This window comes from Methanosarcina horonobensis HB-1 = JCM 15518, assembly GCF_000970285.1.
Classification (GTDB): Archaea; Halobacteriota; Methanosarcinia; order Methanosarcinales; family Methanosarcinaceae; genus Methanosarcina; species Methanosarcina horonobensis.
On sequence record NZ_CP009516.1, the window covers coordinates 1,468,299 to 1,485,199 of the forward strand.

General features: G+C 42.2%; 15 protein-coding genes. 5 read left to right on the forward strand and 10 right to left on the reverse strand.

The genetic code is table 11. From position 1 onward, the window contains the following. Window positions 1-165: 165 nt before the first annotated feature. The gene (locus MSHOH_RS06525) at window positions 166-687 is read right to left on the reverse strand and encodes a GNAT family N-acetyltransferase (protein WP_239451252.1); all 522 of its coding nucleotides are present in this window, start codon (window positions 685-687) and stop codon (window positions 166-168) included. Between the two features lie 188 nt (window positions 688-875). Further along, on the reverse strand, window positions 876-1,346 hold the full coding sequence (locus MSHOH_RS06530) for a MarR family winged helix-turn-helix transcriptional regulator (protein WP_048138287.1): 471 nt from the start codon (window positions 1,344-1,346) through the stop codon (window positions 876-878). Window positions 1,347-1,626: 280 nt separating this feature from the next. Here MSHOH_RS06530 and MSHOH_RS06535 point away from each other — a divergent pair, with 280 nt between their 5' ends. Continuing rightward, window positions 1,627-2,340: an RNA-guided endonuclease TnpB family protein gene (locus MSHOH_RS06535; protein ID WP_048138289.1), complete on the forward strand. Its 714-nt coding sequence runs from the start codon at window positions 1,627-1,629 to the stop codon at window positions 2,338-2,340. 241 nt (window positions 2,341-2,581) lie between these two features. Here the strand turns inward: MSHOH_RS06535 and MSHOH_RS06540 are convergent, their stop codons facing one another. Both MSHOH_RS06540 and MSHOH_RS06545 read right to left on the reverse strand, forming a co-directional pair. Next, window positions 2,582-3,232 carry a potassium channel family protein gene (locus MSHOH_RS06540; protein ID WP_048138291.1) on the reverse strand — a complete coding sequence of 217 codons (651 nt, stop codon included), beginning with the start codon at window positions 3,230-3,232 and terminating at the stop codon, window positions 2,582-2,584. Between the two features lie 134 nt (window positions 3,233-3,366). Continuing rightward, the gene (locus MSHOH_RS06545; RefSeq protein WP_048138293.1) at window positions 3,367-4,845 is read right to left on the reverse strand and encodes a TrkH family potassium uptake protein; all 1,479 of its coding nucleotides are present in this window, start codon (window positions 4,843-4,845) and stop codon (window positions 3,367-3,369) included. A 564-nt stretch (window positions 4,846-5,409) separates the two neighbouring features. On the opposite strand from MSHOH_RS06545, the gene MSHOH_RS06550 reads away from it, so the two are divergent. After that, entirely contained in the window at window positions 5,410-5,817 is a 408-nt protein-coding gene (locus tag MSHOH_RS06550) for a DUF1699 family protein (RefSeq protein ID WP_048138295.1), read from the forward strand. Window positions 5,818-6,295: 478 nt separating this feature from the next. Then, the gene (locus MSHOH_RS06555) at window positions 6,296-7,093 is read left to right on the forward strand and encodes a helix-turn-helix transcriptional regulator (RefSeq protein WP_048138297.1); all 798 of its coding nucleotides are present in this window, start codon (window positions 6,296-6,298) and stop codon (window positions 7,091-7,093) included. A 235-nt stretch (window positions 7,094-7,328) separates the two neighbouring features. On the opposite strand, the gene MSHOH_RS06560 is transcribed toward MSHOH_RS06555, so the two are convergent. Next, entirely contained in the window at window positions 7,329-7,793 is a 465-nt protein-coding gene (locus MSHOH_RS06560; protein ID WP_048138299.1) for a flavodoxin domain-containing protein, read from the reverse strand. Between the two features lie 203 nt (window positions 7,794-7,996). Continuing rightward, window positions 7,997-9,763: a PAS domain-containing protein gene (locus MSHOH_RS06565; protein ID WP_048143248.1), complete on the reverse strand. Its 1,767-nt coding sequence runs from the start codon at window positions 9,761-9,763 to the stop codon at window positions 7,997-7,999. A 1,567-nt stretch (window positions 9,764-11,330) separates the two neighbouring features. Here MSHOH_RS06565 and ilvD point away from each other — a divergent pair. Both ilvD and MSHOH_RS06575 read left to right on the forward strand, forming a co-directional pair. Continuing rightward, complete coding sequence (gene ilvD / locus MSHOH_RS06570) at window positions 11,331-12,992, forward strand: dihydroxy-acid dehydratase (protein ID WP_048138301.1); 1,662 nt, start codon at window positions 11,331-11,333, stop codon at window positions 12,990-12,992. Between the two features lie 289 nt (window positions 12,993-13,281). Then, window positions 13,282-13,461, forward strand: a complete 180-nt coding sequence (locus tag MSHOH_RS06575; RefSeq protein WP_048138303.1) for a hypothetical protein — start codon at window positions 13,282-13,284, stop codon at window positions 13,459-13,461. A gap of 127 nt (window positions 13,462-13,588) precedes the next feature. Here the strand turns inward: MSHOH_RS06575 and MSHOH_RS06580 are convergent, their stop codons facing one another. The 4 genes from MSHOH_RS06580 to mtxX form a co-directional block, all read right to left on the reverse strand. Continuing rightward, the gene (locus tag MSHOH_RS06580; protein ID WP_048138305.1) at window positions 13,589-13,945 is read right to left on the reverse strand and encodes a hypothetical protein; all 357 of its coding nucleotides are present in this window, start codon (window positions 13,943-13,945) and stop codon (window positions 13,589-13,591) included. Between the two features lie 234 nt (window positions 13,946-14,179). Next, window positions 14,180-15,112, reverse strand: a complete 933-nt coding sequence (mtrH, locus tag MSHOH_RS06585; RefSeq protein ID WP_048138307.1) for a tetrahydromethanopterin S-methyltransferase subunit H — start codon at window positions 15,110-15,112, stop codon at window positions 14,180-14,182. A gap of 170 nt (window positions 15,113-15,282) precedes the next feature. After that, on the reverse strand, window positions 15,283-15,876 hold the full coding sequence (locus tag MSHOH_RS06590) for a tetrahydromethanopterin S-methyltransferase subunit A (protein ID WP_082089257.1): 594 nt from the start codon (window positions 15,874-15,876) through the stop codon (window positions 15,283-15,285). After that, window positions 15,873-16,730, reverse strand: a complete 858-nt coding sequence (mtxX, locus tag MSHOH_RS06595) for a methanogenesis marker protein Mmp4/MtxX (protein WP_048138311.1) — start codon at window positions 16,728-16,730, stop codon at window positions 15,873-15,875. The genes MSHOH_RS06590 and mtxX overlap by 4 nt, the downstream gene beginning before the upstream one ends. Window positions 16,731-16,901 lie beyond the last annotated feature (171 nt).

The following is a 16,901-nucleotide window of genomic DNA, read 5'->3' on the forward strand; positions in this document are numbered from 1 at the left end:
GCCACTTCCTCGCTTTCATCAGAAAGCAGGGAGGGGTAGTTCACACTAATGGAGATTAATTATTTCAGAGGAATTTTACAGAGCCGAATAATTACTGAAATATTAACTTTAACTTGAATATCTTGCTTATTTTGCTATTTTTTACAAAGGTTGTCTTTAATACTTTTACAGAAGCTTCTGCATCCATACCGTATCAAAGAATTTTCCGTTCTTTTTTCCTGCCTCCCTGAATCTCCCGCACTCGGAGAACCCGTGCTGGCTGTGGAAACGAACGCTTCCCTCGTTGAGGGAAGAAATGCTTGCCAGGATGCAGTGAAGTCCTTTTTCTCTGGCTCCCGAAAGAAGATATTCCAGCATTACAGAGCCAATTCCTTTTCCCGTGTACTCGGGGTTGATGAAGTACGAGATTTCGGCTGTTCCGGAGAAAGTTGGCATTGGAGAATGGGGACGGAGCATACAAAAGCCCAGGAAAATTTTATTTTCATCCCTTACAACGGCGTTTGGATACCCTGAAATAGTCTGAAGAAAGAAACTGAAAAACTCGTAAGGAACTTTACTCTCAGGATAAGCGGCAAAACTGTTCTCAATATAGTAGTTGAAAGTATCAATTATAGCCTCCCTATCTTCGGAAGAAATTGGAGAGAATTCATATTTCATTCTAATCACCTGTTTTCCTGCTTCAGTCATTTCACTTTACTCACTTTGAGCTCTTTTTCTGTTAATCTGTCAGAACTTCTGTTTATATCGTATAGTATCTATACTATCTATCTGCACTTCTACTATTTTAGTTTAGTTACTGAACAAAAATTATCTTTCAAGCAGGATTAATAATTCATCTTCGGGCTATTCCTTTTTTAGAACCACTTTTTTTACCTTTATCTTTCCATACATCGGTCAAGCATCTCTTCAAGGTGCCCATATACTCTGAGAAATGTCTTTATTTCGGCATCGCTCATTTTTTCAAGTTCTTTCCTTATCCCTGCTTCCATGGATTCGTGGAGGGATCTGTGCCATTCAAAAGCTTCCTTTCCAAACTCGGTTAGTTCGAGTACGACCTCTTTTTTATTTCCTGGAATGCGGACCTTTTCCACAAGTCCTTTTTTTTCAAGTTTTTTAACCGTCTGGGAGATTGCTCCTTTTGTTACTCCAAGACGGGAAGCTATGGAAGTCAGGTTTTCCTCCGGATTTTTACCAGCTGCCTCGATTAAATGGAATTCCGAAGGGTAAAGGAGCACACCACACCCCATATCAACAGGTTTTTTTTCAAGTGCATACGCTTTGTTCAGGATTCGAATTCCATTTTCTATAAGGGAATCTACCTTCTCGTCCAGGCTCAGTTTATCCACTTATTGCGTCCTCGGAGTATAGTTTTATATTTATTATCATAAAATTAGAAGCGAGTTCTTTATGTTCTTTTTTACATTATAAGGTTCTCTTATATGCTTTCCTGGAGATATCCAGGTTAAATCCTGGATGTTCTGCCTTCAGTGAAAGGATTACTCGCATTTACGATAATCAAAGGCAGAATGCCCGTCACTTTAGTGGCGGGATGAATGCCGTCAACTTTCCACAACTACTTGTAATTTACCCATGTTATATATGCGGGTAAAACTAATATAACTTTTAATGTTAAAAGCCTATAAGTACAGATTGAAACCTGCTAAAAAACAAGAAACGCTAATAAATAAGCACATAGGTAGCTGTAGGCTTATTTACAATTGGGCTTTAGAACAGAAAATTAAGACTTATGAACAGACTGGAAAATGTATAAATCATATGGAGCTGGATAAGCTTCTTCCTGCCCTGAAAACTGAAAAACCTTTCCTGAAAGAAATTAATTCTCAGTCACTTCAGGGAATGACAAAACATGTAGACGCTGTCTTTTTAGATTTTTCAGAGAGAAGAACGGCTTTCCCAGGTTCAAATCGTAGAAATAAAGCCAGAAAACTGTTATCTAAAATCCATGAAAAAATAAGCAATCAGAGAAATAATTTCCAGCACCAAATCTCTTCTAAATTAATAAGCGAGAACCAAGCAATAGCTCTGGAAACTCTGAATGTCAAAGACATGGTCAAGAATCATCATTTAGCTCAGGCTATAAGCGATTCTGCATGGAGTGGCTTTGCAACGAAGCTAGAATATAAGGCAGAATGGCTCGGAAAAACGGTACTAAGGATTGGACAATTTGAGCCTTCTTCTAAACTTTGTAATGTTTGCGGTTATCATAATTCAGAATTGACACTAAAGGATAGAGTATGGATTTGCCCTGATTGCAAGACTCCGCATGATAGGGATATTAACGCCGCTATCAATATCAAAAAGTTCTCTCTCCTTGAGTAAAATCTCATAACTGTTTGACACCTGCGGAACGCAGGGAAGAGCCTGGGGACTTGCTCTCAAAAGAGAGAGGGATGAACCAGGAAGCCTGCCATTTCAATGACGGGTAGTTCACTATTAACTGATCTGCAAGTATCCAGCAATAAATCTGCTATTATGTTAAAAAACGGTAGGGAGATTCGATAGCTTCCGACGTGCTCCCTGAAGAACAGGCGATGATGTTTTAATATTTTTTCACTCTAAATTATGCTTCCCGAATTTTTTCGTAAATTCTGTCAATATGTTCCGAACGTGTGATTATGAGCAGCTCGTCGTCTTTTTCAAGCCTTGGGTTTTCCCGCGCAAGAATAAAATCATTTTCTCTATAAAGCCCGATACATTCGGTATTTTCCGGAAACTGGACTTCAGAGACCCTTTTACCGGAATGCTGTTCTCCTGTTCTGAGGCTGATTACACGCACATCAGCCCTGACAAGATTGCTCAGTTCGATTGTGTCAACTCCGCGCAGAGCATCAGAAATGATTGTTGAGGAAATTTGAGGCGGGTTAATAGGAGAGCTTATTCCCAACTTCTTAGCAATTTCCATAAATTTTGTATCATCGGTTTTGACAATAACCTTTTTCACGCCTGCTTCCTGCGCAATCAGACCTATGAGGATATTGTCCTGGTCATGGTTAGTACAGGCTACTACTGCATCCGTACAGTCCATTCCTGCTTTCTCAAGGATATCAGGGTGGGTGCCTTCGGCATTGATTACTGTGCAGTCAAGTTCTTCAGCAAGTTCCCTCGCAAATTCCTCTTCCCTTTCGATAAGGACAACCTCATTTCCCTGCCTGATCAGCGTGTGAGTCAGGTGCATTCCCAGTGAACTGGCTCCAATAATGATTACTCTCATTTTTTTCTTTCCTTTATTCTGACCTTTTTTCTTTTTTTCGCAGTCTGTGCAATATTTCTTAATTTTTTTCTTAATCCTTTTTTGTGATTTTTTTATTCCTATTCACTTTTACTTCTCCATCTAATAAATTTCTTTCAAGCTATATCTTTTCGGACTTTCCTTTCTCCGGTTTTACTGCTTCTCTCAAACCAGGTTCTGGGGAGGAACAGGATAAAGAGCGGAACTATCTCTACTCTCCCGAGCAGCATATCCGCACAGAGAACAAGCTTGAGCAGGGCCGGCATACCCGGATCTGTAATGCCTGTTGACAGCCCTGCTGTGGCCAGAGCACTTGAAGTCTCAAAAATGGCATCTGCCGAGTTTATGCCGTAAAGCATGAAAATGAAAGCTGAGAACACAAGCACAACCGAGTAAAGCAGCACGTAAGTCATGATACGGTAAACATCGTCGGGATCGACCACCTGTGACTTTACCTTGAGAGGAGTAATCGCTTCCCTCGGGAGAAAAAAACGGTAGAAAACAAGCCTTATCAGCTGCACGATTACAATCAATCGAAAAAGCTTGATCCCGCCTGTAGTTGAGCCTATGCTGCCTCCTATACACATAATTGCACTGAGAAAGCCTTTTGAAGCATCCGAAAGGGAAGCTATGTCTATAGTTGAGAATCCTGTTCCCGTAAGGGCCGAGACTGTCTGAAAAACAGCATCAGGCAATATCCCGAGCATTTCAGGCCCGCTGTTTCCTCCTGAAAGTGTTAAAGCAAAAAGTGCTGTCCCGAGTATGGAAAGCCCGAGCATGTACCTTACCTGAGGATCTCTTATAAGGGTCTTGGGGTTCTTCAGGACTTCCGGATAGAGCGAAAAGCTAATCGCACCCATTATACAAGAAATTGTTATAAAGAACGGGATCAAAAAGCCCTCGTATGCTCCGATGCTTTCAGCCTGCGTTGAAAATCCGCCCGTAGAAATCGCACTCAGAGTATGGCAGACTGATTCATAAAAAGACATTCCACTGAAAAGCAGAAGTGTCAATGAAATCAGGGTCAGGACCAGGTAAACCGTTCCAAGTGTCCTGGCAGTTGCAATTACACTTGGACGAACCCGACTTTCCCCGAAGTTTACTCTGTAAAGCCTGAATGCCGTGGTGCCCGGACGTATAAGGATTCCCAGCACAAGCACGATTATACCTATTCCCCCTATCCACTGCAGCCAGGATCGGGTGAAAAAAAAGAGTTTTGTAGGGGAGTTTGGAGCAAGGCTCAGGCCTGTTGTTGTCAGGCTCGAAACACATTCGAAATAAGCGTCCAGAAAGGGCATTCCGGCTGAAAGTGCCATAGGTACCGCACTAACTAAAGAGCAAAGCGGAAAAGTAACGGCTGCAAGGATTAAAGCTTCCTTCAGCTCAAGTTCGAAATCCGGAATTATTTTCTGAATCAGAACACCCGTTCCTGCAGATATAAGGGCACTGCTTCCATAAATTACGGCTGCAGATGTTTCCCCGAGAACAAGCGCTGCACACATAGGGACAAGCAGGACTGCTGAAAAAACCAGCAGAAGGTGTCCGGTATATTTCAGGACTGCAAAGGGGTTTACCGGAGAGACGAGCTCATACATAAGGACTAATTATATTTTTTTCTTTAAGTCTGTTTCACTCTGGGAAATCCGGTATTGTTGTGGAATTCTTATTTTCTAAATGAAAAATTAAAGGAAGAGCTGCCAAAAAACGAGGCATATTAAAAATCCTGTATAGCAGTTTTGTACTACGTGACTGTTTGGTGAAAAACTTCCAGAGAATTCCCTGTCGTTTAGCCTGTAAATTTTGAGGACAGGGCACTGTTAAATCTGTCTCAAGCTGGAAGCAGATCCCTGAAAAAGTAAATAATGAGATACGATTTTATTTGAGGTCTTAACAGTCTCTCCTGTTTACGTTTTCTCTTCTTTTTCTCATCAGAGCAGGATCACTATAAGGGCTAGGGCTGAAGAATCTTGAGTCCGAATATTTAAGTCTGGCTTTTTTTCCTTCCTGAGATCTCCTCTCACTTTTAGAGTTCTTAAGACGGGCGGAAAATGCAGAATACTGTCTAAAAATTAGCGGGCGTGGTAGACAAATATTTATAATAAGTATAAGTAGTTTATATTGAGGTAAAAACATAACACTTTACAGTGGGGGAAGACATAATGAAAATTAGAGTAGTCAGTTCTAGGGAAGAGATCTTTACACTTAACCCTAATGAGCGTGTTGTTCACCTGGCTTTCAGGCCTTCGAACAAGGATATTTTTGCGCTGGTGGAAACCTGCCCGAAGATTGAGGTAATTCAGTTACCGAAATCTTACAGGCGCACGGTTTCAAAGTCTATAGAAATGTTCCTTGAAATGCAAAGAATTCAGCTTATCGAAGGAGATGTGTGGGGGCACAGAAAAGACATTAACGAATACTACAGCATTCCGTCCTCTGTGATCGAAAAGATAAGAGAACTGAAGATGGAAGGCACACCTGCTGAGAGAATTGAGGAAAAGGTTGCAAGGGAAAGCAAACTGAACCCTGAAATGGTTGCTTATATCCTTACCAAGGAAGCTTCTGTTTAAGAACCTTAAAGATCCAGTTTTTTCCTTTATTCTCAACGCAGATAGGATAGTATTGAAAGGTTTTGAATCTTTCAAGTATCCTTTTGTTATCTAATCCCTGTTAAACTTTAAGTTTAAGGGCTACCCTGACTTGAGATAATAACGACGTCTATCTAGCGAAAGCTATCAAGTCAGGGAGATTATATCGATTTTTCACTATCGATTTTTCACTATCGATTTTTCACTGTAAACACTTGATTTTAAAGATTTTTGTTTTCAAAATCTCTCATAATCTTTCTTAATAGTTTTAGCAGCCCTGGGGTATCAAGTCCGAGCTTTTTGTTAATGTTCATCTGATAAACCCGGAATTTTAATAGGGATTTTTACTTGATCAGGAAGTGTGAGAAAATGTAATAACTTATATATTTCTGGCACCTGTAATCCTTTTAGTCTTATTTGTAATCTTTTTAGCTTTATAGTACTTATAGGAGACTGAAGGGTGAAACTGGAACTTATAGAGTTAGTTTTTCTTTCCGATAAGCGAAAACAATTGCTTCTTTTTTTAAGAAGCGGGCCCAAAAATATGGATGAAATTACGGAAGCCCTTCAGGCAACTTCCACTTCCATTCTGCCCCAAATTAAAAAATTAAAAGATATGTCCCTGGTCGTACAGGAGGACAAATCGTATACACTCTCACTCATAGGAAAAGTTCTCGTTGAAAAAATGCAGCCCCTTGTCAGCACTATAGAGCTTTTTGAAAATAATTTCGAGTACTGGTCGGAAAAAGATCTTCAGGGCATTCCATTTTCTTTCAGGAAAAAGCTCGGAGAACTCGGTAAATGCAAACTGATTCAGCCTGATCTTGACCGCATGTTCGAACTTGACCCGGAAGTTGTGGAGAACCTTTCCAGTTCAAGTTACGTTTTCGAAGCCATAGCCTACTTCCATCCGCCTATGATTTCTCTCTGCCAGGAGCTTGCAAAAAAGGGAGTTAAATTCACTTTTCTGATGTCTGAGTCTGTCTTTGAACGGTATTATAAAGACTATATGGAAGATTTCCAGAGTATGATGGCTCTTGAAAACGTAAAGTTTTTCCGATATTCGGGAGAGCTGAAAATTGCAAGTCTTACCGTTACTGATAAGTTCTTTATGATATCTCTTTTCCCGAAGAATCAGAGGCATTTTGACAGGGAGAGTCTTATATGCTATGAACCCTCTGCCCTGAAGCTGGGTACTGAGCTTTTCAACGAGCTTCTACTTAATTCAACTCAGGTTACTGAAATTCCTCAGAAATAATTGGAAAATCCTGATGAATTCAGGAAACGAGTGGAGATGGCCGTGAGATAATTTTCGGCCACCAGTTTTTTGAAAACAATGATTTTTTGAGAGCCCTAACTGTCTTTTAATTGACAGATTTTCATTCCTAAGCAGGACTCTCTCTTAAGCCGTACTTTCCTTTATACTGAATATTTTCTTTTTCTTGAGTAATCTTTTACTCACAAGTTCGGCCAGGCTTCAGTTTATTCTGACTTTACTGCTGCTTTTCCGCTTCCGCTTTTTTACTTCTCTGCTTCATTTTCTCAGCAATGTCAACACCGAGCCTCTTGCATTCTTGCAAGTCCTTGTCCGTGGGTCTGTGGAGGATCCTGAGTACAGGGTCCATAACGGTCATTCCCAGTTCCCGCATCTTTTCAGCAATCATTATGGGCGCTTCTCCGCTCCATCCGTATGACCCGAAGGCAGCCCCTAGCTTGCCCTGCGGGTTTGTGGAAACGAGAGTTTCATTCATGAACTTCTCCATGGGCAGCAGCATTTTGTAGTAAAAAGTCGAAGAGCCAATTGCAATTGCTTCTGCTTCGTTGAGTTCTTCGGGCTTTACATCATAGAAACTGACAACCTTTACATCCACGTTCTTTGACTCAATCCCGTTCCCTATTGCTTCAGCCATAACTTTCGTATTCCCTGAGGTGCTCAGATAAACTACTATTGCTTTCAACCTCTATCCCCCTCTGGTGATATAATAAATCTGATGGCAGTCCCGGACAAAGAGAGCAAAAACCGGCATCTGCGTATCTAAAGCTCAGAGCTAAAAGGCATAACCCTGGCTTTTCTCGCTCCCTAATTCAACATTAGTTATAAAAGTTGTTTTAAATAAGGATTTCGTCGCCAGAATACAGTTCAAGCTTCAGACAGGCCGTCTTATATAAAATCTGCCTCTATGCGGACAGGAGCTATATAGTTAACTACCTGAAGGGCAATGCTTTCCAGGAAATTGCGGATATTCTGCGGAATCCTGTCCACAGTATGGGAAGCAAAATTCAGGCTGCCTATTATCTCTCCCCTGTGCTTCATAGGGATTACCGCGACTGCGGTGATCTTTTCTTTCCTTAACAGGTCTGCCATCTCTTCCGCAAAAAAACTTAGTTTATAAATTGGCTTCTCAGTCCAGACCTGCTTTGCTTCCGGAGAGTCTGCCCTGTACGCATAAATTTTTTTCACAAATTCTGAGGAGAGTCCTCTGTGCGCCACAAGGTTTATCTGGTCAAGGAGTTCGTCTTTGAGGTATATACCTCCAGCATCTATCTCTTTTACCTGCAGGCAGGCATCAAGGATAAGGTTAAGCATGGTCTGAAGGTTCCAGGTACTGCTCAGTGCTATCCCGAGCTCCCTCTGAATCTCGAGCATTTCCTGGGCTTCTTTTCTTTCGGTAACATCAACAACTATTCCCTGGAAGTGAGTTACATTACCCTGAGTGTCCCGCTGGATATAGGTCCTCTCTTCAACCCAGCGAACACTGCCGTCCCCTGTAAGAATTCGGTACTCCATCTCAAAAGAGTCAAATCCTTCTCGAATAGAGCGTGAAAGGCTTTCAGAGACCGAGTTGATGTCCTCTCTATGAACTATGTCTCCGTAAAGGATTCTGCCAGAAGTGAAGTCTTCTACGGTGTATCCAAACTGCGTTACGTTTTCCGAAACGAACTCTACAGGCCAGTTTTCCATATTCTTCCAGAGGAACGCTACTGCTGAGCTTTTGCTGATTATCGTTTTCAGCACTTTCTGCATCTCGAGGGATTTTCTCAGGGCTTCTTCAATATTTTTCCTGGAAGTTATATCCAGCACTATCCCCTGAAAGCAGGTCACATCTCCATCTTTCTCCCTCTGGATAAAAGTTCTTTCATTTACCCATCGCAAGTCTCCGGCTTTTGTAAAAATCCTGTATTCCGAATTGAAGCTTACTTCCCCTTTCTGGATATTCCTTTCAAGTTCTTCTTCAACCCTTCTCAGGTCATAGGGATGTATGATTTTCCCATACAGAATTTCCTGTGACATAAAATCGTCGACTGTATACCCAAACTGCACTACATTGTCCGAGACAAAAGCTGCAGGCCAGTACTTTTCATTCCTCCACAGAAAAACCACTGCCGGGCTGTTATTGATCACTGTAGTGAGCATCTTCTGCATCTCAAGGACCTTTTCCAGTTTTTCTTCACTTTTCTTCCGTTCGGTGATATCGAGCACCACTCCCTGAAAGTGAGTTACCTCTCCTTCCGGGTCTCTCTGAATGAAGGTCCTTTCACTTACCCAACGTATCTTCCTGGCTTTTGAGAAAATTCTGTACTCCATATTGAAATCCGGAGCTCCGATCCGAATTCTTTTTTCAAGTCCCTCTTCAACTTTTTTAAGGTCATCAGGGTAAATAATCTCCTCATAAAGTACCCTTTCCGATACGAAATCTTCTACCGTGTATCCAAAGTTCACTACATTTTCGGAAACAAACTCTGCAGGCCGTTTTTCTTCGTTTTTCCATAGAAAGACTACTACCTGACTATTATTGATTATAGTTTTCAGAGCTTCTTCCCTTTCCAGAGCTGCATGAAGAGCTTTTCCTCTTTCGCCATCCGCAGAATCTGCTACGCTTGGATAGCTATTCAGTTCTTCTCTGCTTTCTGAAGTATCGCTGTCCATTTCTTCCAACCGCCTGCACAGGATTTCAATTGTTTCTTTCGGGATAATACTCTGGAAACTGTCGACCTTTATAATTGTAATTCGCCTGTGTTCGAATTTACCGGTCTGTAGTAGATTTACTGTCTATAAATTCGCTCCTAATTTTCGATTAGCTGTTTTTTATATAATTGTGTTTTTATCAAATATCAGTTTTTTTGATCTCGTAACCTCTTTTTCCAGTTCAGCTACATCCTGCGGAGCCGAAAAATATTTATGTGCCAATCCTCTGGCTCTCCAGATGCTGTCTTTGCCTGCCGTATTCTTTTTTGAAATCTCATAGAAAATTATTTATAATAAAAAAAAGGTAATAAGATTCCGTATTCCGTATTAGTGGTGCAGGTCTGCCAGTCAGAAAAACCCCATTACCACGCCACCAATTAGCAGATTGGAAAAAACTGTGCACCCGCATAAACTCATGAACCCCTTCACGAACCCCATCAGAAGGATAGCAGTATCGAGTCTGGTTACTAACCTACCAAACGTGAAGCTAAAGCGGATTTCTGGAAATATGCACAGTACAGTGAAAAGTCCACAAATACGGAATACGAAAAAATGGCAAAAGAAATGGCGAAAAGCCTGAAAAATGGCTAAAGTCTAAAAAATGGCAAAACAAATGGCAAAAAATTTAAAAAAATGGCTAAAGTCTGAAAAAGCTAGAGCAGAAAAATAGTCCAAAAACATAAAACCTCCATAAAAGGATCTGTAGTAAGGTTTTGAGGGAAGCCTTACTGCGATTCCTTTGATTCTTAAACCATTTTGTCCGATTAGCTTATTTATTTCTGTTTTTCTTGAACGTTTGACGCATTCTTTACTATTTCTTCATTGAGTTTCCAGCCCTGAGACAGACATCAGGTACTCTCTCACTCCCTTTGAGTAGAGTTTTCGTGAGAAGTTCAATTTCTCAGCCTTTTCGGGCTGAAGTATTGGAATCTTAAGGTTAGGGATAAGGAAGTAAACAAAAACAATTTAAATGTGATGGAATAAATCCTGAGTTTAAAAGAGAAAAAGGAGAGCGCATAATAAAGAAAAAGAATGGTGAACGGGTAAACCCTTTGTGGTTAGATTTTGTGGTGTGTTATTTGGGTGTGATCTTGTAGATGTGTAGTCAAGGGCAGGCCCGTTCACTATGCTAAAACCAAAATCCATGACTGGTTATATAAATATTTGGATACTATTATATTAAATTGCCTTTTTGTGATAATAAATGTCAGTTTTGAGGTTATAATAGGGACTCCTTTTCCAGATTTTATCCTCCTATTGCTAAAATACAGATTTCCCTTTTTTCTCTTCGGTTTCATTTTTTAGTTCAGTTTACCTTTTTGGTACTTTTATCAAGCTTCTTATAAGTCTTTCTGGATTTTCAGTATTTTTTTCTTAACTTCTTTACATCTTCTTGTAACTTCTTTACAGTCTTTCTGCCCCAATCTGTTTATACTATGAAGTTTTTTCCTATCTATACATTATAACGAATTACATTCATAGTTTTCAATATCAAGATCACGAAGAGAAGATCACTAGGAGATTTGCAATGAGAAGCGCAATTATCAAAGAAGGGCCTGAACGTGCCGCTAACCGTTCTCTCCTGAAGGCAACAGGAGTTACGGATTCGGAAATGAAGAGGCCGTTCATCGCGGTTGTCAATTCCTGGAATGATATAGTCCCCGGTCACACTCACCTGAATAAACTTGCTGAGGCTGTGAAAGCCGGAATCAGGAACGCTGGAGGGGTTCCTTTTGAGTTCCATACCATAGGGGTCTGCGACGGGATTGCAATGGGGCATGAGGGTATGAAATATTCTCTCCCAAGCAGGGAAGTCATAGAGGACACAATCGAACTGATGGTCAGAGCCCACCAGTTTGACGGGATGGTTCTTATCCCTACATGTGACAAAATTGTGCCAGGACACCTTATGGCAGCAGGCAGGCTTGATATCCCTGCCATTGTTGTGACCGGAGGGCCAATGCTTCCCGGATATGTGGACGATAAATACACTGACCTTATTTCAGTCTTTGAAGGGGTCGGCGCCTACAGGGCAGGCAAACTTTCCGAAGCCGACCTTAAAAGGCTTGAAAACCTTTCCTGTGCAGGGGCAGGTTCATGTGCAGGAATGTTTACCGCAAACACAATGGCATGCATGACCGAAGCCCTCGGATTGAGCCTGCCCGGCTGTGCAACTGCCCATGCTGTCGATGCAAAAAAGACGCGCATCGCCAAAGAATCCGGAGAGCGCATTGTGGAGCTTGTAAAAAAGAACATTACTCCAAGGCAGATTGTTACTTGCAAATCTTTTGAAAACGCCATTATGGTCGATATGGCAGTCGGAGGGAGTACAAATACCACTCTTCACCTTCCTGCTCTTGCCCACGAGTTCGGACTTGAACTGCCTCTTGAAACCTTTGATGAACTGAGCAGGACAACTCCTCACCTGATTTCCCTCAGACCCGGAGGTCCTAATTTCATGCTTCACTTTGACAGGGCAGGCGGAGTCGAAGCAATTATGCAGAGACTGGCTTCAAAACTCCATCTTGATCAGCTTACAGTTAATGGCAAAACCATCGGGGAAAACCTGAACGAGTTTGAAATCATTAACCCAAAGCTGAATAAAGAAATTATTGCAACTCTTGAGAAACCAATCCATGCCGAAGGGGGGATCGCAGTCCTCAAAGGCAGTCTCGCTCCTGATGGCTCGGTTGTCAAGCAGGCTGCGGTTGACCCGAAAATGCGTATCCATACAGGTCCTGCAAGAGTTTATGATTGTGAAGAGGATGCCATGAAGAGCATTCTTGCAGGGGATGTTAAACCAGGAGATATTGTCGTCATCCGCTATGAAGGTCCCAAAGGAGGTCCCGGAATGCGCGAAATGCTTGCAGCCACAGCCGCAATCGGAGGCATGGGTCTGCTAGAGTCCGTAGCTCTGATCACTGACGGGCGCTTCTCCGGAGGGACCCGCGGACCATGTATAGGGCATGTTTCTCCCGAAGCCAGTGAAGGGGGACCAATAGGTCTTGTAAAAGACGGTGACCTCATAGAAATCAACATTCCTGAAAGAATCCTGAACCTGAAGGTCTCTGAAGAAGAACTCGAAAAACGTAGGGCTGCCTTTGTACCTCCTAAAAAGGAAGTCACTGGCTACCTTGCAAGATACCAGCGTGCTGTCCATTCCGCAAACACTGGCGGGATAGTGGACTGAAACAGTTAATACTCTATTTAATACTCTGTTTACACGGAGGTCTTTTCCTCCGCTGTCCTTTTTTTTGAATTTCAGACACTTCTTTCAAGATTTTTTGTTTTCTATTTCAGTTTACTGTTATCTGTTCGAAGAGATACCCATACTCAGCAGCGTCAAGTCTGTCTTCTGGAAACGTTTATACCGCCCCAAAACTATCTTTTATACAACCTTTTTATCAAACCATTCGAGAAAAATCGTTTTTATTAAAGTTTATTGAAAAATTATTTAGAGATCCAAGGAGGCCTAAATTATGGAAGTAGAGGGGTTGTGTTCAATTTGCGGGCGCCCGGCTAAACTTCATACCTGCCATTTATGCGGAAGACTTGTATGCAGCCAGTGCATGGACCGTAGAAAAGGCGTCTGTGTCAAATGTGCAGCCGGGAAGAAAGGTTCTGTACCAGGATCAGGAGATGCCGGTGTATTTAAGTAAGCAAATCAAAAACAGAGGCCAGAACTAAAGTATCACAATTAAAGTATCAAAATTAGATAAGTCAAAAAAAATAGAATTTTCAGAAAAAAATATCTCAAGTTCTCGATGCTTTTTCTGACTTACTGGCTTACCAGCCGTGAATTTCTCCTTCCGGTTCTTCCTCATCGCGGTAAAAACGGAATTCTTTTTTATTGACATCTTCTACAAACACAAATTTCTCTTCGATTCCTACCTTTGTAAACGTAAGAGCATCATCCCCATCCCTTACAGCCGGAAGGATATCCACATCCACATGGTCCTGAATGCTGCTCTCCGGAAGAAAAGCAGTGATGATAAACCAGTCAATCCCCCCGGTATAGTTGCTGCTTACGTACCGGCTCTGGTTTGGCAGAATTTTTGTAGCCTTCTGATGCATTTCGGTTCCGTCAGCCCGATAAGCTACAAACCGGACAGTATGATTAGTCTTATTTTTTATTATAGCCAATGTCCCACTCCCCTATCTAGATAATGAATAGCTTCCATTTTAAGGAAATTTATATTATGAATTTAGTTCTGGAAAGTAAATACTTATGGATGCAAAGTTTCTAAGAGGTGTTAGACAAAATTCGGTTCCTGAGGGCAAAAGAATTATTCTCAGGCAAGACAGGTCAGATTGATAAATTTAGACACAGATCAAATTGCGCGGTCAGATAGAAGACCGGCTGCGTAATAAAGTAAGTTAAACAAGCAGGTTAATCGGGTGCCTGCTTGCGGGCTCGATATCAAGGTCAGCCACGGCTTCGGCAATCATAATATCGCTCATTGCAGCCATGGGGAAAATGTATTCCGCGTATTCTATAGGGCCGTAAAGGATGAAATCTCCGGCTGCAGCCTGCTGGAGACAGGTAGAACCTATATCACAGATCTTATACAGGACAGGATCTTTTTCTTTTTGCCGGTTCAGCCAGCTCCATGCTGAGGGAGCATTATGGATTCCGGAGCCTGTAGGATGACCCCATTTTGCTTTTGTGGTAATCGTCATTCTGAGGGCTATCCCTGCTCCATTTCCCATAGGGGTAATGCTCGGGTCGATAAGTTTGTTTACTATTCCGCATCTGTCCGCAATTGAGAGGAGCCCCTCCTCTAACAGACCTGCACCGGTCTCGAGCAGTTCCATCCTGCCCTGAAGGGAGGAGTCCATGGCATTAAAACCCAGAATAATTGAACTATCAATATCGGAATGCTCAAGAGCCTCCATTTCTGATGCGTTTATGCTCATATTTATAGAGTTATAGACTGCCCTGTCTGCAAGCCCTATTTCACTTACATATCCGGCTGCATGGGCACGTACAGTCCCTTCGGGAGAATCTATAAGAAAAGGAGAATCCGAAACTTCTGCAATGAAATCAATATAGTTCGTAATACTCTCGACGGTTGTGCCGAAGATATGGACCATGTGCGGATTTCCGGTAGTATCCGAACCCGATTCCTGCAAGTTTACAAGCTTTTCAGCAGCACCCCTGTCAAAAAGGCCTTTTGCGGCATCTTCGATAATCTCATGCTTATTATAAAAAATAGTCCCTGCAAGTACGGTAGGGAGTTCTCCAGGCTGTCCACCTACTTTTATTCCTGCAATATTGGCAATTTCCTGTTCTTTCTGGAACTTAAACATCTTTAGGCCCTCAAAGTCCACACTTATCAAAATTAAAAAATTTATTCGGATTCAAAGCTTACTTTTTTGATCTCAGGATTTGAACTGGTTCTTTTAATTATAGAATAACCATATAAAACATATAGATCGAAAATATATTTTTGGTTTAATTACATTGTGTTTTTTAAGGATCAGAGACTTTCTGCCAGGCAGACAATTCCTGCTTTTGAATCCATTACAAATTCTCCTGAAATTATTATGTCTCCTGACGTGGGGACTGCAAAAGAGGACTGTCTTTTTTTCGGGGCACAAACAGCAATGGGCTCTTCAGGGTATGCTTCTCCCTTATCTTTATAATCCTCCACAAGCTTTTGGACTTCTTCGGGGTCATTTAACCCTATTCTATCGAGGAGTGTAACCTGCTGCCGGAAGCGTTCGACTGCGGACTTTGTGATGTTTTCTATAAAGGGAATTGCGCCCTGTGAACCTGTAATTCTGCCCTGCTCATCAATTCCGTTTGCATGGATTGCTAGCAGTGAGTGCCCTGCCAGATGACCCCTTGACTCGGTTCCGCAGATCAGCACATAACGGATATTGGAGTTTGAAATAACATTTACTATTATTTTTTCAACTCCAAGGTTTTCGGTTTTTGAACTTCCCCAGATGGCTGCCTCAGGGCAGGCATTAAGCTGGCTTGCAAGGGTTACTACTGCAATCCTTGAATCGGTTTTTCCTGTAACGTAGTCTCCTTTTACAGGGGGCCAGTTTTCTGCAATGAACTTCAGTGAATCACCTTTTTTCTTTCCTTGTTCAGATAGGATAGTGCACTTGCAAGCATGATGGCTTTTGTGAAGTGCCCGCCTACTCTTGATGTGTCCACAAACACATAATCGTCCATTAATACCGGAGCTCCGAGCCCGTCGCCTCCTCCAAGGAAGGCAATAGTCCGGAAAATAAGGTTGCCTGAGATTCCGTCAGGAGCAACAATGAAATTTGATTCCTTTATGGCATCTTCAATAAGAATAGTATAGTGTCTGGCAATGATCCCGAGTTCCTTAGCCCGTCCTGCTACGAATTCCCCGTCTGCGAGTGTCCTGTCCACACGCCTGTCCCTTCCTATATCCCCTATCCTTCCTCCGGAAAGCACTCCTACGGCAGGCTCAACACCCAGTCTCCTTATGTGCTCTGCACCAAGGGAGATCATGCGAAGCTTGTCTGAAATCGTGTTTCCTTCATCTATTCCAACAGGGGCCAGGAAAAAAGGTGTCCCGTCTGCTGTAAGGAGCAGGGCAAGCCTGCAAACTCTTTTCATGCCAAGGGCTTCTTTCAGGTTTGAAAGAGTTCCGGAAGCCTTTGCAGTGCCTCTTATAACTGCATCCACCTTTCTTGAGACCAGGAGTTCAGAAAGGACTTTTTCGGGGTTGTCTGTATCTATAACCTCAAGTTCGGTTCCGATTTTATCGATCTCTTTTTTACTTCCTACAAGGACTACCTGTGCATATCCCAGTTCCTGGGCTTTCCATGCACTTTCAAGAGTTTTGGGATTGGGCTCTCTAATTCCCATAGCAACTCTTGCTCTGTTCGCCCGGGCTCGTACTTCGATAGCCTCAAGGAGGGCATACATGCCATTCTTTTCCATATCCATCCAGACTTTTATTTAAGATTTGAAGTAATTCAAAGAAAGACAAACACACATGTTAATTAATTTTGCCCCTCCCGAGTCCCGCCTCGGGAGTCCGCTGTCCTTCCCGAATTGCGCCTCGGGAGCCCGCTGTCCTTTTCGCTTCGCTCAAGAGGACTAACCTTATGG

Excerpts from the sequence above, each read along its gene's own strand:
- MSHOH_RS06525 (WP_239451252.1), bottom strand. The coding sequence starts at position 687 with ATGACTGAAGCAGGAAAACAGGTGATTAGAATGAAATATGAATTCTCT.
- MSHOH_RS06540 (WP_048138291.1), bottom strand. The coding sequence starts at position 3,232 with ATGAGAGTAATCATTATTGGAGCCAGTTCACTGGGAATGCACCTGACT.
- ilvD (WP_048138301.1), top strand. The coding sequence starts at position 11,331 with ATGAGAAGCGCAATTATCAAAGAAGGGCCTGAACGTGCCGCTAACCGT.
- MSHOH_RS06535 (WP_048138289.1), top strand. The coding sequence starts at position 1,627 with ATGTTAAAAGCCTATAAGTACAGATTGAAACCTGCTAAAAAACAAGAA.
- MSHOH_RS06565 (WP_048143248.1), bottom strand. The coding sequence starts at position 9,763 with ATGGACAGCGATACTTCAGAAAGCAGAGAAGAACTGAATAGCTATCCA.
- MSHOH_RS06545 (WP_048138293.1), bottom strand. The coding sequence starts at position 4,845 with ATGTATGAGCTCGTCTCTCCGGTAAACCCCTTTGCAGTCCTGAAATAT.
- mtrH (WP_048138307.1), bottom strand. The coding sequence starts at position 15,112 with ATGTTTAAGTTCCAGAAAGAACAGGAAATTGCCAATATTGCAGGAATA.
- MSHOH_RS06575 (WP_048138303.1), top strand. The coding sequence starts at position 13,282 with ATGGAAGTAGAGGGGTTGTGTTCAATTTGCGGGCGCCCGGCTAAACTT.
- MSHOH_RS06550 (WP_048138295.1), top strand. The coding sequence starts at position 5,410 with ATGAAAATTAGAGTAGTCAGTTCTAGGGAAGAGATCTTTACACTTAAC.
- mtxX (WP_048138311.1), bottom strand. The coding sequence starts at position 16,730 with ATGGAAAAGAATGGCATGTATGCCCTCCTTGAGGCTATCGAAGTACGA.